A 21,513-nucleotide genomic window follows, 5' to 3' on the forward strand; every position below is an offset into this window, starting at 1 on the left:
AAATTCTAAAAGTAAAATTCGTGAATTGCTTCGCCATTTCGCTACCGCTCGGGTGGTAGTGGAAAAAAAAATCAAATCAAAATCTTCTTCAAAGATTCGGCGATATTACGCCATAAAAAGTTGTAGAATGATTTTTCCTGAATGCGTTCCAATTCTACATCGGCTGTTTTGGTTTTGTCTTTTGAATCGTCTTTTACAAATAAATTGACAACAGCACTTTTGAGTTTCGCTTCTTTTTCAGGATTTTTCTTTTTGTATAATTTGACTTTAAGATCGTCATAATCCAGAGAAGCATTTCCTTTTGAAACATCATCATTTCCATAAAAATTAAATCGGTATTTATGGAAAGTTCCTGTAAAAGTAGCGTTCATATATGGTTTACTGAATCGTGTCATCGCATTAACATTAAAATTCGAAATCACGCCTTGAATATGAAAACTGTCTTTTTTGTCGAGAACATTAAAATTCCAATCAACATCAAGAGGAGATTCTTTCATGAAAATGCATTTGACTTTGATTTTTACATCGTTCGTTTTTTTCAATCCAAAACCACTTCGAAGATTCGTGGCTTGCAAATTGAATTTATCAAAAGTTAAAACTCCAGGACCTTTCGAAAAATCAACTTCTTCTTCATATACCAATTTCGATTTTAAAACCTGTAACGTATCAATCTGAAGCGGAAATTTCAGGTTTCGTAATAAATGATTGTACAAATATTTTTTGCTTAAATCATCTTTTGGCATTTTTCCACGATAAATATTGGCATCAAAATGATTGATCACTAATGAATTTGCTTTGAAATAAAAGCGGTCATTTTTAAAACCCCAATCCATTTTGGCTACTTGTGCCGAATCAAATTTAAGGGAATAAATATCCTTTTCTTTTTCTAAACGCTTTACAAATTCTGGTCTGGTAAATTGAGGGAGATTTGAAAAACTATTGATTTTTAAGAAATTTTTCTCGGTGCTGATTTTTCCAATATTAATATGATAAAAAGCACTTGGCCTGTAAAACAAGCTGTCAATGACTAAAGCATACGTTTTATATTGAATTGGAATTTTTTCTTTTAAAGTAGCATCGGTAATTAAAATACCTTCCAGTTTTAAAATGATTTTTTTGACACTGAAAATGGGTTTTTGAGTATCAAGTGAAACCACATCAACTGTTCCGTCATTCAGATAAATATTCGAAACGCCCACGATTTTGCGAAATGGTTCCACAATTTCATTTTTGATGCTTTTGCTGTTATTGATCAGTTTTTCCCCTTTTTTATATAAAATAACTCGAGGTCTATTAATGATGATGCTTTCGGCCTGAATAATATCGCGAAAAGCAAGATCCCAAATATTAAAATGTTTGATGGTAATGGATTCTATTTTGGTAAAAAGCCCATTTTTGCTGTCTTTCGGTTCGTTTTTCGGATTAACCAATAAAGTCTGGGCGTAGATATTTCTGGATAAGAGAGAAACTTCAATTTTTTCGTAATTAATATTATATGCCGTTTTGTTTTTTTCGTGAATAATAATCGGAAGCTGTTTTTTGATCCAGTAATTCAAGCCAACATTTGCTAAAATCACTAAAATAAAAAGAGAAATTACTCCGATTGCTATTTTTTTATAGATTGACATTTATAGTATTAATTTTAAATACATAAATTTAGACTTTTAAAAAAGAATGATTTTTACATTATTCTGCGATTTCTTTATATCATTTTAAAAACTTCATTATTTATACTTGCTGCGTAATATGAAAAAGCTTAAAAAAATCCTGCTTGTTTTAGTTATCCTTATTGTTATTGCTGGAATTGGTTTATGTGGTTACATTTTTCATTTGAAACCTAAATACGAAGGAGAACTACAACTGAAAAACCTTCAGGCAGAAACCACCGTTTATTTTGATGATTTTGGTGTTCCTCATATTTATGCCGATTCTGAAAAAGATGCGATGACAGCTTTGGGTTATGTGCATGCGCAGGAAAGATTATGGCAGATGGAATTACTCCGCAGAATTGCACCGGGACGTTTGTCTGAAATCTTCGGATCTGTAGCCCTTAAAAATGATAATTTTTTTGCTGGAATTGGTATTGAAGAAGCTTCGGCGAAAGCCATTGCCCAATTAGATAAAAATGGTCCAAGCTATCAATTAACGCAAGCGTATTTAGACGGAATTAATCAGTATTTAGAAGAAGGAGTTACACCGATTGAATTTACTTTGGTTGGAGTAAAAAAAGAAAAATTTACGATAAAAGACGTTTATAATATTTTTGGGTATATGTCTTTCAGTTTTGCGATGGCTCAAAAAACAGATCCCTTATTGACAGACATCAAAAATAAATACGGAGATGCTTATTTGAAAGATCTTGGAATTGAAAGCGAATTCAATACCACACGAATTAAAATCTCAAAAGAAAATGCAGAGGATTATGCAGCAATTTCAAAATCAGTAGCGGCTTTGTTAGACCAATCACCAATTCCGCCATTTGTGGGAAGTAACAGCTGGGTGGCGGGTCCTCAAAAAACGAAAAGCGGGAAAGTAATTTTTGCTAATGATCCGCATATTGGGTTTTCGCAGCCGGGAACTTGGTACGAAGCACATTTAATTACACCAAAACATGAGTTGTATGGTTGTTATCTGGCGGGAACTCCGTTTCCATTATTGGCACACAATCGTGATTATGCATATGGATTGACAATGTTTGAAAATGATGATATTGATTTTTATCAAGAGAAAAATAAAGCAGGAGATGCAAGCCAATATCAAACTCCGGAAGGTTTTGCAAAATACGAGATTATTAAAAAGACAATAAAAGTTAAAGATACTTCGGATGTTGTTCTGACTATAAAAACAACCCGACACGGTCCAGTGATGAACGATCTCTTGGAACGTTTGGACAGGAAAAATCCGATTGCGATGTCATGGACGTATACTCGAGAGCCAATTCAAATTCTCGATGCGGCTTACGGACTTTCGCATGCTCAAAATAAAGAAGATTTTAAAAAAGCAGTTGCTTTAATTGCTGCGCCGGGATTGAATGTAATGTACGGCGATGCGAAAGGAAATGTGGGCTGGTGGGCAAGCGGAAAATTATACAAACATAATAAAGGCGTGAATTCGCATTTGATTTTAGACGGTGCAAGCGGAAAAGAAGACATTGCCGAATATTTAGATTTTGAAAAAAATCCATCAGCCGAAAATCCGAAATGGGGTTACGTTTATTCTGCCAATAATCAGCCGGAAGCGATTGATAATGGATATTTATATCCGGGATATTATCTGCCTGAAGACCGCGCCAAGAGAATTTCTGGTTTGATGGACGCTAAATCAGATTGGGATAAAGAAGCGATCAGTAAAATGATTTACGATAATACTTCGGATGTTGCAGTTGGGGTTGTAAAAGATTTGATTTCGAATATTGATTTGAATGCTATTTCTGCAAAAGAAAAAGAAGCTGTTTCAGTTTTAAAATCATGGAAAGGAACGTCTAATTTAGAAGATGTTGCGCCAACGATTTATAATAAATGGATTTACTTATATCTGAAAAATACATTTGAAGATGAAATGGGCGAAGATAATTTCAATTTGTTTTTAGGAATTTCTCTTGGGAAACAAGTTATTGCTCGTCAGATTAAAAATGAAAATTCAGTTTGGTGGGATAATATCAAAACAAAAAATGTAAAAGAAACCAGAAAAGAGATTGTTACAAAATCATTTCATGAAACGGTTAAAGCACTTCAGGAACAATTAGGCACCACAATTACTGATTGGAAATGGGGAACTGTTCATACCGTAGAACACGAACATCCGCTAGGAAAAGTGGCCGCGCTTCGTGGTTTATTTAATGTTGGCCCTTTTGAATCTCCGGGATCAAATGAAGTGATTAATAATCTGTTTTTCGGTTTAACGAATGAAGGAAAATATTATGTAAAAGGCGGACCATCGACGAGAAGAATTGTTGATTTCTCAGATATCGAAAACAGCTGGAGCATTTTACCAACGGGACAATCTGGAAATCCATTCAGCAAACATTACCACGATCAAGCGGAAATGTATAACGCTGGCAAATTCAGAAAAATGAAATTGAATAAAGACGAAATCATTAAAACTTCTACAAAATTGGTTTTTAAACCGAAGAAATAATTTTTGTTCAAAGTCATAAAATAAAAAGGTTCAAAGTTTTTAGATAAAAACCTTTGAACCTTTGTTCCTTAGAACCTTAGCATTTTAGCACCTTTACTTAGAAACATATTTCCCCTTTACAATATCATTTGCGAAAATATTCAAGTTATTAATAAGCACTTTATTATTTGTCATAACATTATTGGTTTGATAAGCCGGATCTTTTTCGTAGGCTTTTAACAGCGTTTCCAATTCTACTTCGTCAAATACAACAAAGCTGTTATAAATTGCGTCTCTGAAATTCTTGTAATTAATGCTTTGTGTGATTTCCATTGCTTTTTGTTCGTTCCATTTTTCCTTGGCAGAAGCCTCATTTATTTTAGCCACACAAAAATCAATTACATACGTTTTGTAATGTGCAGCTTCGACAATTTTATCTACAATAATTTTATTTTGCTGTGAAGGCATTGCAGGATGCGTGTTTTGCGATAAAGATTTTGTAGAAACAAAAAGACAGAACAATACAGCAATGAAACTGTAGTTTTTTAGATTTTTCATAGGTTTTTGATTTGTTTTGGGTAGGGCTAAAATACTATTTTTAGAATAAATCAGATGATTTTTACTGTTACAAGTTGTAACAAAAAAAACTCCGATAAAACAGATATGAAATCTATTTTATCGGAGCTGAATTTTAAGCATTTTCTAAAAATTACTTCGCTTTATTTTTTAAAAGTTCATCCAGTACTTTTTTACCGCTTTGGTTGGAAGGATCTAGTTCAACCGATTTTGAATAATTTGCTATGGCTAATTTTTTATCGCCGTCTGCCAAATACGCTTCCCCTAAACTATCGTAAACATTTCCTGATTTTGGGAAAGTTTCTACGTTTATTTTGAAAACTTCGATTGCTTCTTTCTTCTTTCCATTCTGCAGCAATTGATATCCAATTTGGTTGATCTCTCCTTCTTTAATGCCATAAGTCGGATCGTTTTTTAATTTTTTGTAGCTCTCTAAACCTGCTGCTGTTCCTTTTTCTGAAAATACATCAAAAATTTCAAGCGCTAATGACCTTTTAGGCTGGTCAAAAGGTTGATTGTACAAAATGGAACGAATTGCAGCATTCATTTCTCCTAAAACAGTTCCGCCTGTATTGTTTAATAAAACTACCAGATTTTTATCTGCAGGAATGCGTGAAATAATCGTGTTGAATCCGTTTATACCACCGCCATGTTCAATAATTTTTAGTTTCCCCTTATCGCCATTGTTAATATCTTCAACAGACCATCCGTAACCATACGATTCATCTCCCCATGCCTTGATATAAGGTTTAAATAAAGATTCCATGGATTTTTCAGAAAGCAGTTTTTTTGTGTAAAGTGCCTGATCCCATAAATACAAATCTTCTACAGTTGAATATAAAGATCCTGCGGCATACGGAATACTCATATCCAGATAAGCTGCATTCACAATTTTTTTTCCATTTTTTTCATAACCCGCAGCTCGGTTTTTTAAAATCACATCGCTGTGGTCGAAACCGGAATTCACCATTTTTAACGGCGTAAAAATGGTTTCTTGTAAATATTGCTCATACGTTTTTCCTGTGATTTTTTCAATAATATAACCCAATAAAAAATATCCAGAATTACTGTAATTGAATTTTTCGCCTGGTTTAAAATCAAGTGGCAGACTTGAAAATGTTTTTACAAAATCGGCAGGGGTATAAGGATTTCTGGCTTTCTCTTTTAAGAAGTTTGGTGCATTGGTGTAATTTGGAATTCCCGATGTATGCGTCAGTAAGTGATGAATCGTAATTTTATCGCCGTTTTCTTTTGGATAATCCGGTAAGTAAGTGGTCACAGGAGCATCTAGTTTTATTTTTCCTTCTTCGGCTAATTTTACAATTAAAAGTGCCGTGAATTGTTTGGTGATAGAACCCAATCTGAATTTCGTGTCAGGCTGGTTTGGAATATTCCATTCCATATTGGCAGAACCAAAACCTTTTTTAAAAATAACTTTTCCGTTTTCTGCTACAAGAGCCGAACCGTTAAATTGTCCGTACTCGTTGTATTTGCTTAAAAGCTGTTCGATTTTCTGTGCTTTATCCTGTGCAGAAACAGTAAAAGTAAAAAACTGCAGTACGAAACAGAATGCAATTAGTTTGATTGATTTTTTCATAATGATTGATTATTATGGGGTTAAGATTAATGAAATGATCGTTTTTTGATTGATGACTGAAACTTGTTAACATGAAGATATTCAGAATATTAAACCGAAAGTACGATTTTTTTTACTTGAATAAATGAATGCTTACAAATTGTTAGACGATTGATTTTAGATTTGGTTTCACAATCTATTAACTTTTTTCATTTTTTCTTCATTTCATAATAATTATGGCTCAAAAGGTTTGTGTTCATAACTCACAACTCGTTTTAATTTCCAGTCTTTGTTTTTACGTTCCCATATATGTATAAACTTTCCTTTGACTTGCGGAATATCATTCGAATAAAAAGTGTGCTCGCCAAGCTGTACGGCGCCAAAGTCACCTAATTTATCAATTGTGCATGAATTTAGTTTTCGGGTTACTTTTTGTGATCTTGTATGTTTTCCAATCAACGATTTTATTTTATTGTCATTGGAAACATTTAATCCATAACGATCATCGTAGAATTCGACATCCTCACTAATTATTCTTCGAAAAGCTGCGGCATCATATTGATTAAAAGCAACATCAAAAAGCAAAGTGTCCATTTCGATTATTTCAGCATGTAAAAGATTGTTTTTTACATTTTCATGTTTTACGTAAGCAGATGCCTGTCTGCTTAAAAATAACATAAACAGCACTAAAGTATTTATCATCGGTACCATAATTTACAGGTTACTATTTATTCGTTTCGATAGAAATTATTTTGTTTCCATCTTCTCCTAAATAATGCTGAACTGCTTTCTCGTAAACTTTATAGCCATCGTCAACATTCGTAAAAATAACAAGACCTTGTTTGGTTTTTGGTAAAAGGAAAAAAATGGTCTGAACTCCTTTATCGGCGCCGCCGTGTGAAAGTGCATAATTGTTGTTTCCTAAATCATAGATTTCGAAACCTAAACCAAAATATTTATCCTTTTTTGTCTGGACCTGATGCGAAATCATATCATCAAAAACTTTTTTACTTAAGCCTTCGCTGCTCATAACACTGCATAAAAAAGTGCTGTAATCTTCAATTGTAGTTATTAAATCATCGGCAGCATTTGCCGTTTTATTTTTGGTTGGCTCGTAAGCATTTCCATTGTTGTCATAGTTAACAGCATATCTCGAAAGATCAATTTTATCATTCCAGATTAATTGTGTATCGTTCATTTTTAAAGGTTCAAAAATCAATTCTGAAGCCAGTTGGTCCAATGTTTTGTGGAATTTCTTTTCAAGTGCTTTTCGCAGATATTCTAAGCCTTCGCCCGAATATTGATATTGCGTTCCTGGTTTAAATTTAAAATCGAGTTTTCCAGATTCATTAAAATACCTCCAGTTCGGAAAACCAGTCTGATGGCTTAGAATAATTCTTGTCGTTAACAATTTATGATTCGGGTCTTGCGCAATATCGGGATCTGTCCAGTATTTATAAAGTGGTTCATCTAGATTCCATTTTCCTTGACTGACTAATTTTAAAGCTACAATAGCTGTAACGGGTTTGGTTAACGAAGCCACATTCCAAAGTGTATTATAAGGAGCAGGAACTTCTCTTTTTAATTTGCCGAATACTTTAACTTGTTTTAGTTTTCCTTCTGCAATAATGCCAAGACCTAAAGTTGGAACATTGTTTTCTTTGAGCCATTTTTCCGTTTCGGTATCATCGTCAAAAAGTCCCGAACGCGCTTCAGTTGTATTTGTGGCTTCGTGATCATAACTCAAGGATCGTTTTAACTTCCAGACATTATTTTCTAAAATCCACAAATGATTAAACTTGGCTTTGCCGACTAATTTTTCATTTTGTTTTAATAACGGCTGGCCTTTTGCTGTAGTAGTTTCATAAAACAAATGAATTCCTTCTTGTATCGCACCATATAAAACACCTTTATTATATAGCGGATAAATTTTGGTGCTTCCTGCAACTAATTCTCTTCTGGATCTATAAGTGTCCGGAGAACCGCATAATCCGCTTTTAAAAGTCTGTAGAAATTCAGCTTTATTTGATAATCCGCCTTTATCATGATAAAATTCTAGCTGATCGCTGAATAAGTTTTCGAATTGAGAAAAGTCGCAGGTATTAAAACCAATAGTAAACAGCAGGCTGTCGCGCGACATAATCGTTTTATACAATTCTGAATTTTGGGTTTCCTGCGAGAATCCAATTTGTACAAGAAACAATAGAATTCCAGTTAGAACTAATTTTAACTGAAAAATTTGATCGATAATTTTCATTTTGATGATTGATTGATGATTAATGATTTTGCAATAGTAGTACAATCAAAATAATCAAAATAGTACAAAAGCGAAATTTTATCTTTTTTTAGAAAGGAAATACAAATCAGGATCGAACATTTTAGGAGTTGTTTTGGTCACATCTTTAAACTTCTTTATAAAATGCGACTGATCGAAGTATTTGTTGTAAAGAGCAATTTCAGTCAGGCTTAGTTTTTCCAGATCCGCATTTACCATTTGATCGACCGATTTTCTGAATTTTAATATCTGAATGTATTTTTTAATGGTAAGTCCAGTCGAAGCTTTAAATTTTATTTGAAGTAAACGCTGTGAAGCATTCAATTGCTTTCCAATTTCCGAAACCGAAATTTCATCTTTTCCAAACCGGATAATTTCGCAGATTTTTTCAATGGTATTCAAATTCGGGTTTGAATCAGCCAATGTTTCAAAATAAAGATTTATGGTATTCAATAACTTTTCAATAGGAATATTTACAGTTGATTCAATTGAAAAAGGCAGTTCAATAGGATTTATTTTGATAATTGAATCTGTAAAATTGCTTGCATCATATTTAGGAAACATCGAAAGTGTCCAAGCGTGAAACTGAATTATTGTCACCTTTGTTTTGGGCTGTATATTAACGAGAACTTTATTCGTCATCTGTGAGCAAAAATAAATTCCTTCGTTCATCTCATATTTATTTTTACTCGTATGAACTTCGATTGCAGTGCCACTGACAATAGCAAGATTAAAACAGCCGTTTGGGAGCACTAATTTGTTTTCGATCAGGCTTTCGCCGATGCTGTTATCCAGACACCAGATCTTATTGACAAACCTTTCTGATTTTGTACTGACATAATGTTCTGAGTATAACTGCATTTGGGAATAAGTCTACGAATGATTTTAAGTGTTCTCAATCGTAGACTAAAATACTGTTTTTTAAACAAATTCGCCGAAATAATCTTGTTTTGTATTTTCCCATTCTTCTGATATAATGCTAAAATAAACGTCCGTTTTACTTTTTCCCTCAGAATCCACATAGTTATTTCTGAAAAAACCTTCTTTTATAGCTCCTAACTTTTTAATCGCTTTTTGGGATCTTATATTTTCAAAGTCGGCACTGAATTGTATTCTTCTAAATTGAATCTGTTCGAAACCAAAATTCAATAATTCAAATTTGCAGGCTTTGTTTAAACCGGTTCCTTGAAAAGCTTTTCCGTACCAAGTCCAGCCAATTTCACATTTCTGGCTTGCATGATTTAAATAGCCATAACGAGTGCTTCCGGCCACTTTATTGGTTACTTTGTCTATAATTAAAAACGGATAACAAATGCCATCAGTTTTCTGTTTTAAAGTGCTTTGAATATAATTTTCGAAATCCTGATCGTTTCGAATATACATTCCCATAAACTTCCATATTTCATCATCAAAAATAATTTCTTTGAGTTCGATGTTTCTTTCGTTTTCAAATGGAACTAAAAGCACTTTTTCATTTTCTAAAATAATTTTTGATCGCAATATTTCGTTATTCATACATTCTGATTTAAATATTCTAATAATTTTGAAAGCAAAAGTAATTGTTTGATTTCTGTAAATAAATTCGATAAAACAACAATTTGTTATAAAAATTTATCTAAAAAAATAAAACATCAAATTGAATCTATTTTGTTCTGTAGCATTAAATAATTGATTTATTTTAAGACTTATCTATAATTATTACTTATTTTTACGATCTTATATTTAGATTTCCCTTCATGCAAACTTCACTAAAAATTGCTGTCGTAGGTTCTGGACTTGTAGGATCGCTGCTGGCAATTTATCTCAAAAAAGCAGGTCACACCGTTCATGTTTATGATCGAAGCCCTGATATACGCAAAATAAATTTTTCCGGCAGATCTATTAATCTGGCCATGTCAAATCGCGGTTGGAAAGCGCTTGATGCTGTTGGAGTAGGCGATGCCGTTCGTGAAATCGCAATTCCTATGGACAAACGTGCGATTCATTTAGTTGATAAACTCAATTTTCAGAATTACGGACAAGAAGGCGAATCTATTTACTCGATTTCCAGAGGAACTTTAAATAGAAAAATGATCGATCTGGCTGAAAATGCTGGAGCCGAATTTCACTTTGAACAAAAAGTTTGGGACGTTACTTTAAACGATGCTACTTTGCATATTGGTGAAAGCGAAAGAGGCGAGTGGGAGGAACGAAAATTCGATATGGTTTTTGGTGCCGATGGCGCTTTTTCGAGAATTCGTCACAGAATGCAGCGTCAGAGCATGTTTAATTATTCGCAGGAATTTCTAAACATGGGATATAAAGAATTAAACATTCCGGCAAATCCAGACGGAACGCATAAACTCGATAAAAATTCTTTTCATATTTGGCCTCGCGGAGAATACATGTTAATTGCGCTTCCTAATTTAGATGGCAGTTTTACATGTACTTTATTTATGCCTTTTGAAGGAGAAAATTCTTTTGAATCGCTAACAGATCGAAAAATGGTGGAGAATTTCTTTGAGAAAAATTTCCCAGACTCAATTGAAGTAATTCCAGAATTGGCAAATGATTTCTTTAAAAATCCAACAAGTACGCTGGTTACCATGAAATGTTTCCCGTGGACTTTTGAAAATAAAATTGCCCTAATTGGAGATGCTTGTCACGCCATTGTTCCATTTTATGGACAAGGTATGAATGCTGGTTTTGAAGATATCACAGTTTTGAGCGAAATGATTGAAAAGTACCAAGACGATTGGAAAAAAATCTTTAGCGAATATCAGATTTCTCGAAAACCAAATGCAGACGCTATTGCAGAGCTTTCGTACCGTAATTTCGTAGAAATGAGTACCAAAACTGCCGATGAAAAATTCCTGTTGCAAAAGAAAATAGAAAAGGTATTTTCAGATAAACATCCTGATAAATGGATCCCGCTTTACAGTCGTGTAACCTTCAGTGATCGTCCGTATGCCGAAGCTTTGGCAATTGGTGATTATCAAAACGGAATTATGGAAGAAGTACTTCGAATGCAAAATATCGAAAACATTTGGAATACTCCCGAAGTTGAAAATAAAATTCTAGCATTGCTAGAAAAAGCATAATTTCGATATCAATAACAATGTCAATATCAATTTACAATTTTTTAATATTGTAATTTGATATTGATTTTTGACATTGTAATTGTATTTTTTTACTTCTTTAGAAATTTTGATAAAACCCCAAAAACGCCTCTTATAAAGGTAGCACTTGTTACTACTTTCAGAACCGATTTTGTAACTACTTCTGTAGTGCTTGGTTCTGATTTTGAAGATTTTGCTGGCGCCTGTTCTTCCTTCTGAGCTGCTACTTCTGCGGCATCTGCAATTTTTTTGTTTAGAATTTCAAATGCACTTTCGCGGTCAATTTCTTCAGCGTATTTCTTAACGAGTTTCGATTTGTTGTTTATTTCTTCAATTTCTTCAGCAGATAAAATATCCATTCGGCTCATTGGAGCACGCATCATGGTTGCTACTAAAGGCGTTGGAATACCTTTTTCATTTAGAGCTGTTACCAATGCTTCTCCAATTCCTAAATTGGTCAATAATTCATCTGTTTTATAATATTGAGAAGTCGGGTAATTGTCTGCCGTTTTTTTAATTGCCTGACGGTCATTTGCTGTAAAAGCTCTTAAAGCATGCTGAATTTTTAAACCTAATTGCGCCAAAACTCCGCTTGGAACATCCATAGGATTTTGAGTTACAAAATAGATTCCGACACCTTTAGAACGGATCAATTTTACAATAGTTTCAATTTGTTCTAAAAGCGCTTTACTGGCTTCATTAAATATAAGGTGTGCTTCATCAATAAAAATTACCAGTTCAGGTTGGTCAGCATCTCCTTTCTCAGGCATTTTTTGATAAATTTCAGCCAAAAGGCTTAACATGAACGTCGAGAACAATTTAGGTTTGTCCTGAATATCAGTTAGCCGAATAATATTTACATAGCCTTTTCCGTTTTCGTCAATTCGCATTAAATCATCCGTTTCAAAAGATAATTCACCAAAAAATAAATCACCGCCTTGCTGCTCCAATTCGATAATCTTTCTTAAAATCGTTCCAGTTGTAGCAGTTGATATTTTACCATAACTAGCCGTGATTTCATCTTTACCTTCTTCAGTAATATAATTGATTACCTTTTTAATATCTTTTAAATCCAATAAAGGCATTTGCTTGTCGTCGCAGTATTTAAATATAACCGCAACCACTCCGGCCTGTGTATCGTTTAAATCCAGAATTCGAGAAAATAAAACAGGGCCAAACTCAGAAACCGTTGCACGTAAACGAACTCCGTTTTGTTTGGATAGTGACATTAATTCAACAGGGAAAGCTGCTACATGATAAGGTACATTAATTTTAGCGTGTCGCTCTGTAATAAAACCTTCTTCCTTTCCTTCCTTAGCAATACCGCTGAAATCTCCTTTAATATCCATCATTAATACCGGAATTCCCGAGTTTGATAACTGTTCAGAAAAAACCTGAATTGTTTTGGTTTTTCCCGTTCCAGTTGCACCTGCAATAAGTCCGTGGCGGTTTAATGTTTTCAGAGGAATCTGCACGTGAGCTTCTGCAACTGCTTCACCATCTAAAATAGCCCCTCCCAGTACTATTGTTGCGCCTTTAGCAGAATAACCAGTAGTAATGTCCTGAATGAAATTTTCTTTTTTATTCATGTTTTTATTTGTAATTTAGATGATTATCGGGATTTTACTTGATGTTTTAACAATTTGTATGTGTTTTTTTTAGTAAGAAAATGCTTTTTTTGATTGAAAAGTACATAAAAAATAATTTCGCAGCTTTTTAAGAAGATTTCAATGGATTAATTGAATAATTACTAAAACGTTGTAAATTTTTTATTATTCGCCTTTTTTTTTGTTTTATCAAAAAAATCACGCCGGCAAATTAATGAGATATTTTTTAAATTGACGTTAAATTTCCTTCAATAAAATTAAAAAAAGTTTTTTTATTTAAACTAAACGTATAAATTTGCTACCCTACAAGTTAAATATAACTAAAAAATAAAAATTATTTAAAACTATTAAAATTTAAAAAAATGGCAAACGTTAAAGTTAAAAAAGAAAGCACTTCAAATGGGGGAGGAATGATTACAGGAATCATTATTGCTGCGTGTATTTTAGTGGGGGTGTTTATTTGGAAAGTAATCATGGGAGACTCTGCTAACTTCGAAGGTGGTAACCCTGAAACTGGACATCCAATCAATACATTAGGACAAGTTTATAAAGGAGGATTTATTGTACCTGTATTATTAGGTATGTTTTTAATGGTTGTTGTTTTTTCTATTGAAAGATTTATCGTTATTGGTAAAGCTGCTGGTAAAACTAACTTAGATAAATTCATGAAAAGCGTTCAAGGTAGTATTAAAGAAGGAAACATCGAGGCTGCTATCGCTTCATGCGACAAACAACAAGGTTCAGTTGCTAACGCAATTAAATCTGCTTTAATTAAATACCAAGACGTTAAAAAAGAAGGATTCAACAGTGAGGAAGCTTCTGAAGTAATCCACAAAGAAATCGAAGAGGCAACTTCACTAGAAATGCCAATGTTAGAGAAAAACATGACTATCATCTCTACTTTAGTATCTTTAGGTACATTAGGAGGATTATTAGGAACTGTATCTGGTATGATTAAAGCGTTTGGTGCGTTAGCTTCTGCTGGTACTCCTGACCAAGCTGCTCTTGCAACAGGTATCTCTGAAGCACTTATCAACACTGCAACAGGTATCTCTACTTCTATCTTAGCTATCGTTTCTTACAACTTCTTTACTGCTAAAATTGACGATTTAACTTACTCTATCGATGAGGCTGGTACTACAATCGTAAATACTTACAGAAAATTCAGAGGAAGTTTAAAACAATAATTAATTTTTGATATTAATAATTACGATTAATTATATCAAAATAAAAATAAAAGATAATGGCTAAAATAAAAATGAAAAAGAAGTCAACGTCGACAGATATGACTGCGATGTGTGACGTTGCATTCCTTTTGCTTACGTTCTTTATCTTGACCGCAACTGCTAAAGTTCCTGAAGCACTTCCTGTAGATATGCCTTCTTCTACTGTACAAAGTAAATTACCAGATTCTGATTTGGCAATTATTACAATAGGTAAAGGAAAAGACGGGAAAAGCAAAGTGTTTTTTGACATTAAAGGAAGAGAAATCCGTAAAAAAACCCTAGAAGGAATGGGAGCTAAATACGGTGTTAATTTTTCAGAAGATGATAAAACGAAATTCGCTTTAATGGATGATTTTGGTGTACCAGTTTCTGGTTTAAAACAAATCATCGATTTAAAATCAGCTGATAGAGTTAAAGCGGATCAAACTGGAATTCCAATCGATTCTTTAGATAATCAATTAAAAGACTGGCTTTTAGTTTCAAGAAGAGCTGCAATTGACCTTGATGATAAAGAATTGCAGATTGCAATTAAAGGAGACGCGAAAGAACAATATCCACAAATCAAAAAGATTATGGATATCTTACAAGATCAGAAAATCAATTCCTTTAACCTAGTTACTGGAATGAGAGGAAAAGACTTTTAATTAAAAAAGATACACTAAAATGGCTGAATTAAATACCGGCGACGGTGGTGGCGGAAAAGGTGGCAAGGTAAGAAGTAAAAAGCAAAACTCGAAGGTAGATTTAACTGCCATGGTAGATTTGGCATTCTTATTGATCACGTTCTTCATGTTGACCACATCGTTGTCAAAACCTCAATCAATGGATTTGTCATTGCCAGATAAAGACGAAGATCCTACTAAAAACAAGGATATTAAAGTTGATGAGAATCGTACTATGACGGTAATATTGGGAGAGAACAATAAACTTACTTATTATATGGGATTATTAGAGTCTCCTATTGCTGGGCCTAAAGATATCACATATGGTAAAGATGGTATTCGTAGAGAAGTTCTAAAAAGAAAAAAATCAGTTTTAGAATATTCTGCTTCAATAGGGAAACCTAAAAATGGAATTATTGTGATCATTAAACCAACAAAAAAATCAACTTATCGTAATTTAGTTGATATGTTGGATGAAATGGCGATTGCGGGAGTAGATACTTATGCAATTGTTCCGGAGTTTACTCCAGAGGAAGCAAAATTGGCAGATCAAAAATAAGACTAGTCTTGTTTTTAACATCCTAATAATCAAGAATTATGAAATTAGATATTATAAAAAATCAGTGGCTTGATATCGTATTCGAAGGGCGTAATAAGATATATGGCGCATATGAGCTGAGAAAATCAAACGGAAAAACTACGGTAAAAGCACTTATCATAGGTTCTGTGATTTTCAGTTTTGCTGTTGCGGCTCCTCTTATTGCAAGCTTTTTACCAGATTCTGGTGAAGAAGATGCAAATACGGATATTAAGATTGCTACAGTAAAATTACCTCCTAAACCAAAAGAGGAGATAAAACCAAACCAACCACCACCACCACCACCGCCGCCAAAAATTGATCAGGTGAAATTCGTAAAACCGGTGGTTGCAAAGGCAAACGAGGTTACTGAAGATCCTCCAAAAATTGAGGAACTTAAAGACAAAAAAGTTGGTAACGAAACCATTAAAGGAGATCCAGATGCAGTATTAACTGTGGATGAGCCAGTTGGTAAAGGACCAGTTTCTCAGGTTGTAGAAGAAGATAACAGTGTATATAACACAGCTGGTATCGAAGTAAAACCTGACTTCCCTGGAGGAATGGATAAATTCTACAAATTCGTAGGAAATAACTATAAGACTCCTGAAGAAGAAGGTCTAAAAGGTAAAGTTTACGTTACTTTTGTGGTTGAAAAAGACGGTTCATTAACCGACATTAAAGTTTTAAGGGATATCGGATATGGTACAGGAGCAGAAGCAATTCGTGTTCTTAAAAAATGTCCAAAATGGACTCCTGGCGAGCAAAATGGTAAAAAAGTGAGAGTACTTTACTCTTTACCTATTACTATTCAATCTGCAGAATAATGTTAAAAGATATGCTTAATAATATTCAGAAGAAATCGCTCAAAGAGCGATTTCTTCTTGTTTTAGGAATACTGTTTTTTTTAATATATCTTGTACTAGGTTTAATGATTATGTTTTGGGAAAAGCTTCCTTTAAATATGGAACCTAAATACAGATATGCATTTGGTGGATTGCTTATTGTGTATTCGGCAATACGTTTTTTAAGATTAATAAATTCAAATACAGAGTAATTATGCTGAAGAATAGCAGATTTTTAGGTTTAGTTGTTTTTGTCTTTTTGTTTGCGATGTGTAACCAAAAAAGCAAAAATGAATCTGAGAAAGAAACAATTTTAAAAGGAAACTTAGATATTACTGTTGACGAAACAGTAAAGCCTATTGTAGACGATCAGGTTGCTGTTTTTGAAGGAACCTATTATGGGGCTAAAATTGCAGTTAAACCAAAATCTGAAGCTGAACTGATAAATGACTTATTAAACCAGAAAGCAAAAGTTGTTGTAACAGCAAGAAATTTGACTCAGGAAGAATTGAGCAGATTTGAAAAAAGTAAAATAAAACCTCGAGTTACTCCTTTTGCAACAGATGCAATTGCATTTGTTACTAACAAAAGCAATAACGACACATTAATTGCGTTGAAAACAGTACTTGACTTCATACAGGGAAAACCAGATACAGGAATTAAAGGACTTGTGTTTGATAATCCTAATTCAAGTACAGTTCGATACATGAAAGAGCTTGCAAAAGTAAAAGATGTTCCAAAAACGGGAGTCTTTTCTTTTAAAACAAATGATGAAGTGATTAAATTCGTTTCAGAAAATGATGGAATGATTGGTGTGGTTGGCGTAAATTGGTTATCACAGCCATCACCAAATATGATAGATATTATAAAAAAGATAAATGTTTTGAGTGTTAAAGGTCTAAATGATACAAAGTATTATAATCCTACTCAAAATGACTTGGCAGAGGTGAAATACCCTTTGGCACGTGATTTGTTTATTATTAACTGTCAGGGATATTCTGGTTTAGGAATGGGACTTTCTTCATTCATTGCTGGAGATATTGGACAGAGAATAGTTTTAAAATCAGGATTACTTCCAGTAAGAACTCCAGGTAGAAAACTACAAATTAGAAATGGAATTTTAAAAGATAACGAATAAATTAATTACTATAGAGATGAATAAATTTAAAATTTTTAGTCTTGCTTTGGTTGCTGCAGGTTCTGTTGCAAACGCGCAGGATATTAAAGAAGCAAAAAAGGCAATTGATGCTGAACAATTTCAAAAGGCGAAAACATTACTTAAATCAATCATTAAAGCAAAACCATCTGATGGAGAAGCTAATTTTGTTTTAGGTACCGTTTACTTAAATCAAAGTGTTGTTGATTCTGCGAAAATTTACTTTTTAAATGGAGTTGAAGCATCTGATAAGAAGAACCTAAACTATATTGGATTAGGTCAAATTGACCTTGATAACAAAAACACAGCTGCAGCACAAGCTAATTTTGCTTTAGCTACAAAAGATATGAAGCGTAAAGATGTAGATGAATATATCTACATTGGTAAAGCGTATACAAATTCAGACAATCCTGATTACAATAGTGCCATAGCAAGTTTAAAGAAAGCTTTAGCAATTGAGCCTCAAAATGCTAATGCTCTTTTAGCTATTGGTGATGCATATTATGGAGCTAATAATCAAAATGAAGCTTACAAAGCTTACCGTGATGCATTTACTGCTGATCCAACTCTTTTAAGAGCTAAAATGCAATTAGGTGTTTTATTAAAAGGAGCTAAATCTTACGATGAAGCTATTAAATCTTTCAATGAAGTTATTGCTTTAAATGCAAACTATGGTCCTGTTTACAGAGAGTTGGCAGAGACATATTACAAATGGGGAAGAAACAAACCTTCTACTGCGAAAGTTAACTTGCAAAATGCAATTACAAACTATGAGAAATACTTAAGCTTAACAGATTACTCTTTAGATTCAAAAATGCGTCATGCAGATTTCTTAATCTTAGTTAAAGATTATAAGAGTTTAGAAACTGTTGCTAACAAAATGATTGCTGAAGATAAAGTAAATCCTAGAATTTTTAGATATTTAGGATATGCTGCTTATGAAAATGGAAACGTAGATGTAGCTATTAAATCTCTTGAAGATTACATCAAAAATCCTTCTAACAAAGTAATAGGAAGTGATTATATGTATTTAGGACTTGCTAAAATTAAAAAAGGAACAAATGCAGAAGGTCTTGTAGATCAAGCTTCTTTTGATTCAGGTATAGCTAATATTAAAAAAGCAGTTGAATTAGAGCCCTTAGTTGTTGAAGAACTTGGTGATTACGGTAAAGAATTATTTGGTAAAAAGCAATGGGCACAGGCAGCTGCTATTTATGAATTAAGCTCGTCTAATTCAGAATCAAAAAATTATTTGACTGATAATGTGTATTATGGTATCGCTCTTTATTATGCAAACTTAGATAAAAAAGCTACTTCACCAGAAGTTGCTGCTGATTTAGCTAAAGCAGATGCTGCTTTCGACAGAGTTTTAGTAGCTTCTCCTTCTTATGATGAAGCTTATCTTTACAAGGGAAGAATAGGTAATTTATTAGAGAAAGAAGATCAAATCGTTAAAAACTACGAAACGTATGTTGCTAACATTACTGCTAAAGGAGCTGAAGAATCATCTAAACCAGCTACAGTTAAGAAAATAGTTGAAGCATACAACAGTATTGGAGCAAGTTATGCAAATACTGATAAAGTTAAAGCAGTTGAATATTTCAATAAAGCTTTAGCTTTGGATCCAACAAATGCTTACGCTTCTCAATCAGTAAAAGCTTTAAAATAATATAGTTTTAAATTAAAATTATTAAACCTGATAGTTCAAGGGAACTATCAGGTTTTTTTGTTCCGTATTTAATTGACTATCTTTGCACATTAAATTAGAATAATGTTATCAAAAGAAATACAATTAGAAGTAAACAAAGGAGCGATGCTTCCTTTAATGGAAGAGTTTTACACCATACAAGGTGAAGGTTTTCATACTGGTACAGCTGCTTACTTCATTAGAATTGGAGGATGTGATGTAGGATGTCATTGGTGTGATGTAAAAGAAAGCTGGAATGCAGATGTACACCCGCCAACTAATATTGATGTAATTGTAAATAATGCCGCAAGTTATGCAAATACTGTTGTGGTTACAGGTGGTGAACCTCTAACGTGGGACATGACATTGCTGACTCAAGAGTTAAAAAACAAGAATTTAAAAGTACATATCGAAACTTCTGGGGCTTATAGATTAAGTGGAAATTGGGATTGGATTTGCCTTTCGCCTAAAAAAAATAAACTCCCAACAAAAGATGTGTATGACAATGCACACGAATTAAAAGTGATTATTTATAATAAACATGATTTTATTTTTGCAGAAGAGCAGGCAGAATTAGTTAATGACAATGCCATCTTGTTTTTACAGCCGGAATGGAGTAAAAAAGAGGAAATGACTCCATTAATAGTAGAGTATGTTATGAACAATCCAAAATGGAGAGTTTCCTTGCAGACCCATAAATATTTAAATATACCATAAAAAAAACTCTCCAATTTGGAGAGTTTTTTTTATGTAATAAATATACATTGTATAAAAAAGAAACATCTTGTTCTTACCAGTTTTTGCGTTTTTTTAAAGAAGTGATATGTGCTAAATGATGATTTCCATGCCAGGCATATAATCCGATAATTTGTTTTAATCTGATTTCTGAATTACTTTCAGGGTGTACAAAAGATTTTTCTAAATCAGCTTCAGATAAATTTTTCATTATATATGCTAATCTAAAATGTAATCCTTCCAATAAACTTAAAGTGGGAGCTATTGGCATATTTAAACTATCAGGCAATTCAGACCATCGTTTTTCATCGTACGGTTTTATAATAGGATTGTTTTCTGTTAATGCCCATTTTAACCTTATGTAGCAATTCATATGACTTTCGGCGCAGTGATGAATAACTTGTCGTACAGTCCAGCCTTCTGGGCGATAAGGTGTATCCAGTTTTTCATCACTAAAATCAACAATTTCTTTTTTTAATCGTTCTGGAAAAGAAGCGATTTGCTCAATTTTGTCTAAAATAAATTCAGACGTATATTCTTCAGGTGTATGAAATTTTCCAATAGGATACTTTAATTTTTCTAAATCTGATTCAGTCATCGTTCAAAAATTATTTATTATAATGAAAGTTTAGCTAAATAATCATAATGTTCGCCTTCAAGGATTAATTCACATTTTAATCCGTTAGCAATTGCTGCATTTTGTAACGTATTGTAATCAAGATATAACCAGTCGAAAGGTTCTTCTTTTTCCCCTTTATATGAGATGTTGAAAATTAACTCGCCATAATATTCATTATCAGATGGAATCCATTTACCGCCGTCTTCATCTTCATCAAACATATAAATGATGTCTGAGCTGTCAATTAATATCTGTCCTCCTGGATTTAATAGTGATTTTAATTTCGATAAATAACTGTTACAGTTTTTTAATTTCCCAAATATTCCTGTACCGTTCATGAGTAAAAGAATCGTATCAAACTTTTCTCCTTCAAAATCTAGAATATTAGTTTTTTTTGCTTTTTTTAAACCTCTTATTATACAAGTTTCTATTGCTTTTTCTGAAATGTCAATAGAAGTTACATCTAAATTTCGATCATTCTGAAGTGATAAGCTGTGGCTTCCGGCTCCACATCCAACATCAAGTGTTTTTCCTGAAGCTAACTGTAAAGCTTTTTGTTCAATTTTTGGCATTTCATCATAAGAACGGAATAAATAAGCGACACTCATTTCGTCTTCTTCAGAAATCGAAGTTTCGGTTATAATATCTTCAGGTGAATTATGAGTTTGGAAATCGTAAATTGCTTTCCCAAAAAGATCTTTCATTTTATTTAGTTCAAAGTTTAAGGTTTCAAGTTTAAAGTTGTTTAATTTTGCAGATCA

20 protein-coding genes are annotated in these 21,513 nt (G+C 33.1%); 10 read left to right on the forward strand and 10 right to left on the reverse strand.

Going from position 1 to position 21,513, the window contains the following annotated elements:
• Positions 1-71 precede the first annotated feature (71 nt).
• Entirely contained in the window at positions 72-1,628 is a 1,557-nt protein-coding gene (locus J0383_RS13510; protein ID WP_207294568.1) for a hypothetical protein, read from the reverse strand.
• A gap of 118 nt (positions 1,629-1,746) precedes the next feature.
• Here J0383_RS13510 and J0383_RS13515 point away from each other — a divergent pair, with 118 nt between their 5' ends.
• Complete coding sequence (locus J0383_RS13515) at positions 1,747-4,137, forward strand: penicillin acylase family protein (protein ID WP_207294569.1); 2,391 nt, start codon at positions 1,747-1,749, stop codon at positions 4,135-4,137.
• 93 nt (positions 4,138-4,230) lie between these two features.
• Here J0383_RS13515 and J0383_RS13520 read toward each other — a convergent pair whose 3' ends face one another.
• The 6 genes from J0383_RS13520 to J0383_RS13545 all read right to left on the reverse strand — a co-directional run bounded on the left by J0383_RS13520 (position 4,231) and on the right by J0383_RS13545 (position 10,058).
• The gene (locus J0383_RS13520; RefSeq protein WP_207294570.1) at positions 4,231-4,674 is read right to left on the reverse strand and encodes a hypothetical protein; all 444 of its coding nucleotides are present in this window, start codon (positions 4,672-4,674) and stop codon (positions 4,231-4,233) included.
• Between the two features lie 151 nt (positions 4,675-4,825).
• The gene (locus tag J0383_RS13525; RefSeq protein ID WP_207294571.1) at positions 4,826-6,289 is read right to left on the reverse strand and encodes a serine hydrolase domain-containing protein; all 1,464 of its coding nucleotides are present in this window, start codon (positions 6,287-6,289) and stop codon (positions 4,826-4,828) included.
• A 213-nt stretch (positions 6,290-6,502) separates the two neighbouring features.
• Entirely contained in the window at positions 6,503-6,970 is a 468-nt protein-coding gene (locus J0383_RS13530) for a nuclear transport factor 2 family protein (protein ID WP_239023072.1), read from the reverse strand.
• 22 nt (positions 6,971-6,992) lie between these two features.
• Entirely contained in the window at positions 6,993-8,525 is a 1,533-nt protein-coding gene (locus J0383_RS13535) for a serine hydrolase (protein WP_207294573.1), read from the reverse strand.
• 78 nt (positions 8,526-8,603) lie between these two features.
• Positions 8,604-9,404: a helix-turn-helix domain-containing protein gene (locus tag J0383_RS13540; protein ID WP_207294574.1), complete on the reverse strand. Its 801-nt coding sequence runs from the start codon at positions 9,402-9,404 to the stop codon at positions 8,604-8,606.
• 60 nt (positions 9,405-9,464) lie between these two features.
• The gene (locus J0383_RS13545) at positions 9,465-10,058 is read right to left on the reverse strand and encodes a GNAT family N-acetyltransferase (protein ID WP_207294575.1); all 594 of its coding nucleotides are present in this window, start codon (positions 10,056-10,058) and stop codon (positions 9,465-9,467) included.
• A 221-nt stretch (positions 10,059-10,279) separates the two neighbouring features.
• Between J0383_RS13545 and J0383_RS13550 the strand changes: the two genes are divergently transcribed.
• Positions 10,280-11,623 (forward strand): FAD-dependent oxidoreductase, encoded by a 1,344-nt coding sequence (locus J0383_RS13550; protein WP_207294576.1) that lies wholly within the window; start codon positions 10,280-10,282, stop codon positions 11,621-11,623.
• An 89-nt stretch (positions 11,624-11,712) separates the two neighbouring features.
• Here the strand turns inward: J0383_RS13550 and J0383_RS13555 are convergent, their stop codons facing one another.
• Complete coding sequence (locus J0383_RS13555) at positions 11,713-13,230, reverse strand: helicase HerA-like domain-containing protein (RefSeq protein WP_207294577.1); 1,518 nt, start codon at positions 13,228-13,230, stop codon at positions 11,713-11,715.
• Between the two features lie 380 nt (positions 13,231-13,610).
• On the opposite strand from J0383_RS13555, the gene J0383_RS13560 reads away from it, so the two are divergent.
• The 8 genes from J0383_RS13560 to J0383_RS13590 all read left to right on the forward strand — a co-directional run bounded on the left by J0383_RS13560 (position 13,611) and on the right by J0383_RS13590 (position 20,115).
• A complete protein-coding gene (locus J0383_RS13560) occupies positions 13,611-14,435 on the forward strand; it encodes a MotA/TolQ/ExbB proton channel family protein (RefSeq protein ID WP_207294578.1) in 825 nt (274 codons plus the stop codon).
• 56 nt (positions 14,436-14,491) lie between these two features.
• Entirely contained in the window at positions 14,492-15,118 is a 627-nt protein-coding gene (locus J0383_RS13565; RefSeq protein WP_207294579.1) for an ExbD/TolR family protein, read from the forward strand.
• 19 nt (positions 15,119-15,137) lie between these two features.
• The gene (locus J0383_RS13570) at positions 15,138-15,695 is read left to right on the forward strand and encodes an ExbD/TolR family protein (RefSeq protein ID WP_207294580.1); all 558 of its coding nucleotides are present in this window, start codon (positions 15,138-15,140) and stop codon (positions 15,693-15,695) included.
• Between the two features lie 38 nt (positions 15,696-15,733).
• Positions 15,734-16,537, forward strand: a complete 804-nt coding sequence (locus tag J0383_RS13575; protein ID WP_207294581.1) for an energy transducer TonB — start codon at positions 15,734-15,736, stop codon at positions 16,535-16,537.
• A complete protein-coding gene (locus tag J0383_RS23695; RefSeq protein WP_053472547.1) occupies positions 16,537-16,767 on the forward strand; it encodes a hypothetical protein in 231 nt (76 codons plus the stop codon). The genes J0383_RS13575 and J0383_RS23695 overlap by 1 nt, the downstream gene beginning before the upstream one ends.
• 2 nt (positions 16,768-16,769) lie before the next feature.
• Positions 16,770-17,693, forward strand: coding sequence for a PstS family phosphate ABC transporter substrate-binding protein (locus J0383_RS13580; protein WP_207294582.1), 924 nt, complete (start codon positions 16,770-16,772; stop codon positions 17,691-17,693).
• 16 nt (positions 17,694-17,709) lie between these two features.
• Positions 17,710-19,380, forward strand: a complete 1,671-nt coding sequence (locus tag J0383_RS13585) for a tetratricopeptide repeat protein (RefSeq protein WP_207294583.1) — start codon at positions 17,710-17,712, stop codon at positions 19,378-19,380.
• Between the two features lie 102 nt (positions 19,381-19,482).
• A complete protein-coding gene (locus tag J0383_RS13590) occupies positions 19,483-20,115 on the forward strand; it encodes a 7-carboxy-7-deazaguanine synthase QueE (protein WP_207294584.1) in 633 nt (210 codons plus the stop codon).
• A 73-nt stretch (positions 20,116-20,188) separates the two neighbouring features.
• Here J0383_RS13590 and J0383_RS13595 read toward each other — a convergent pair whose 3' ends face one another.
• Positions 20,189-20,731: a YfiT family bacillithiol transferase gene (locus tag J0383_RS13595; RefSeq protein ID WP_207294585.1), complete on the reverse strand. Its 543-nt coding sequence runs from the start codon at positions 20,729-20,731 to the stop codon at positions 20,189-20,191.
• A 17-nt stretch (positions 20,732-20,748) separates the two neighbouring features.
• On the reverse strand, positions 20,749-21,456 hold the full coding sequence (locus J0383_RS13600; RefSeq protein WP_207294586.1) for a class I SAM-dependent methyltransferase: 708 nt from the start codon (positions 21,454-21,456) through the stop codon (positions 20,749-20,751).
• Positions 21,457-21,513: the final 57 nt, after the last annotated feature.

This window comes from Flavobacterium endoglycinae, from assembly GCF_017352115.1.
Classification (GTDB): Bacteria; Bacteroidota; Bacteroidia; order Flavobacteriales; family Flavobacteriaceae; genus Flavobacterium; species Flavobacterium endoglycinae.